This is a genomic window from Paraglaciecola polaris LMG 21857 (assembly GCF_000315055.1).
GTDB lineage: Bacteria > Pseudomonadota > Gammaproteobacteria > Enterobacterales > Alteromonadaceae > Paraglaciecola > Paraglaciecola polaris.
The window spans coordinates 1-2595 of sequence record NZ_BAER01000106.1 but is presented as its reverse complement, the minus strand read 5'-3'; the positions used below and the strand labels follow the sequence as shown (position 1 = coordinate 2595).

2 protein-coding genes are annotated in these 2595 nt (G+C 48.3%); both read right to left on the bottom strand.

Going from position 1 to position 2595, the window contains the following annotated elements:
* Nucleotides 1–80: 80 nt before the first annotated feature.
* A complete protein-coding gene (gene istB, locus GPLA_RS16530; RefSeq protein ID WP_007106097.1) occupies nucleotides 81–836 on the bottom strand; it encodes an IS21-like element helper ATPase IstB in 756 nt (251 codons plus the stop codon).
* A gap of 12 nt (nucleotides 837–848) precedes the next feature.
* Nucleotides 849–2393 (bottom strand): IS21 family transposase, encoded by a 1545-nt coding sequence (istA, locus tag GPLA_RS16525; RefSeq protein WP_040515151.1) that lies wholly within the window; start codon nucleotides 2391–2393, stop codon nucleotides 849–851.
* Nucleotides 2394–2595: the final 202 nt, after the last annotated feature.

Genomic DNA, 2595 nt, shown 5'->3' with positions numbered 1-2595 from the left:
TGCATATTCCGGTGATGGGGATCAGTCATTCTGATTTCATCAGGATCACTAATCTTTGACGCATTGGACGAGTCCGTGTTTTACCCTAAGTGATCCCGATGAGTCAACTCAGACTGTAATTTTCGCATCGATTCTCCTTTTAAATTGATCCTGTGAGCGTTGTGCATCAGCCTGTCGAGGATCGCATCTGCTAGGGTGTTGTCGCCGATAGATTGATACCATTGGTCAGTTGGCAATTGGCTGATGATCACTGTGGATGAGCTGCCGTTTCTGTCGTCCATGATCTCCATCAGATCGTTGCGCTGAGCCGAGTTAAGGGGTTCCAACCCCCAGTCATCCAGAATAAGCATGTCGAGCCTGGCGAGCTGTTGCAGGGCTTTACTGTAAGTACCATCGGCTTTGCCTTGTGCCAGTTCCAACATTAGCCTGGATATTCGATAGTATTTTGCGCTGTAGCCTTTGGTACAGACCGTGTGCGCCAGTGCACAGGCCAGATAGGTTTTACCACTGCCGCAAGGGCCGGTAAGTAACAGATTCTGATGTTTGTTTATCCAGTCACATTGCAACAGGGAGGCCATCATGGCTTGTTTTAAGCCTCTGGGCTGGGCGTAGTCGATGTCCCGTGCGTGTGCGTGGATTTTCAGTTTGGCGGACTTGAGCAGGCGCTGTTGTTTGCGTTGCTCACGCTCATGTTGTTCGCTGTCGGTCAACAATCCAATGCGCTCTTCGAAGCTGAGATTGTCGTAGTTACCCGGCTGTTCCGTTTGCATAGCAAGGGCGGTTGCCATGCCATTAAGTTTAAGCTGGCGCAATTGAGTTAAGGTCTGATTTATCATGGTGTTGTCCTTTTAATGGAAGCTTTTTGGGCCACGGATATTCTCGTGGGTTTGGGGCAGTAGTGAAGGCTGTGTTTGGGTGTCCGGATGCAGTTTGTCCTGATTACTGCTGAGGATATCTTTGATGTGTTTGAGCCTATAAAGACTGTGCTTATTAGCAATGGCACAGGCTTTATTAAGTCTGCTCTGTGGATATTGCCGAGACAGATTGAGTAAACCTAAACAGACCCGATAGGCTTGCTGCTCATGGGTTTTGTTGTTGAGTTGGGCTTTGACCCAGATAAGTACCTCATCACCAATATCCTTTGCCCAGTTCATTAAACGACCGGCTGACCATTGGTGGTGTTTTTCATGCTTTGTTGGCATGTGGCTGGGCGTGGTACTCATGCCGGTGCGGTATTGTCTGGCATAGCTGGCAACTAAGTGATTGTGGAAGAGCATTTCGACCACATTGGCCTTGGCATGCAATTCAATGCGCTCACCGACCAAATGATGCGGTACTGAGTACAAATGATCCTCATACTGAACATGGTAATCAATGTTCACTTTTACCTGTTTGATATCAGTGTACTGGTAAGGATGCTTAGGCAGTGGCTTAAGAGCCGGTTTGTCGATGGACTCGAACCAGGTTAGGCGAGAGCCTTTGAACTGCTTAAAGGGCTTGTTGTTGACCTCAACCAGCAAGGCCTTGATGCAGATGTTGAGCTCCGCCAGTGAGAAGAAGGTGTGATGGCGTAACCTGGCCAATATCCAGCGTTCAATAACCTGTACGCCCACCTCAGCCTTGGCTTTATCTTTAGGTTTATAGGGTCTGGCAGGCATAATCGCCACACCATAGTGAGCCGCCAGTTGCTGGTAGGACGGATTGACATCAGGGTCGTAGCGACAAGCTTTAGTGATCCCACTTTTTAGGTTATCCGGCACCACCAACTGCGGTAGGCCGCCTAAGAAGTCAAAGGCTCTGGCATGGCTACCTAACCAGTCCGGTAAGCTTTGCGAGTAAGTGGCTTCAGCAAAGGTATAGTTGGATGCGCCCATCACCGCTACGAATATCTGCGCGGTGCGCACCTCACCGGTGCTGCCGCTGACAATCGGCACAGTCTGCCCTGCGTAATCGATAAACAGAATCTCACCGGCTTTATGGACTTGGCGCATGGAGCGGCGTTGTTTGCTTTTCCATACATCATAATGATGGCAATACTGCGAGTAGCTGTAACTGCGATTTGGATACTGTTGGGTGTATTCCTCCCACAGCAGATGTTTGGTCACCCCCTTACGCTTCAGTTCTTGATGTACCTCTATCCACGTGGGCAGTTGATAGTGGCGTGACGGCCTTGGATCTGATTGTGGATACAGCAATTTTGCCAATGCTACGTCATCCATATCTTCCGGTAACGGCCAAGTGAGTTCGCACTGGTTTACTTTAACAAGCAGCTTTTGCACACCGCCAATGCTGGCTTTAGTGCAGATACTGATTTTTCGTAGACTGAGTTTGGCTTCAAAATGAAGTCGTAGAATTTCTCTGATATTACGCATTGTTAACCTCTTTGTAGCCATGATTGCTCCAAACAAAAAGGAACTAGGCTAGCAAATATGTTGAATATCAATGCGTCAATTAAGACTCGATTAGGTTGATGTCATCATTCTGGTGATATCCCAAAAGTGATCATGATGAAACCGGAATAGGTGATCCCGATGAAACCAGAATCGATGATCCCGACTAGCCAGAAAAGGTGATCCCTATGGGCCGGAATATGCA

Coding starts and splice junctions, on each gene's coding strand:
- istB (WP_007106097.1), bottom strand. CDS start 836: ATGATAAATCAGACCTTAACTCAATTGCGCCAGCTTAAACTTAATGGC.
- istA (WP_040515151.1), bottom strand. CDS start 2,393: ATGGCTACAAAGAGGTTAACAATGCGTAATATCAGAGAAATTCTACGA.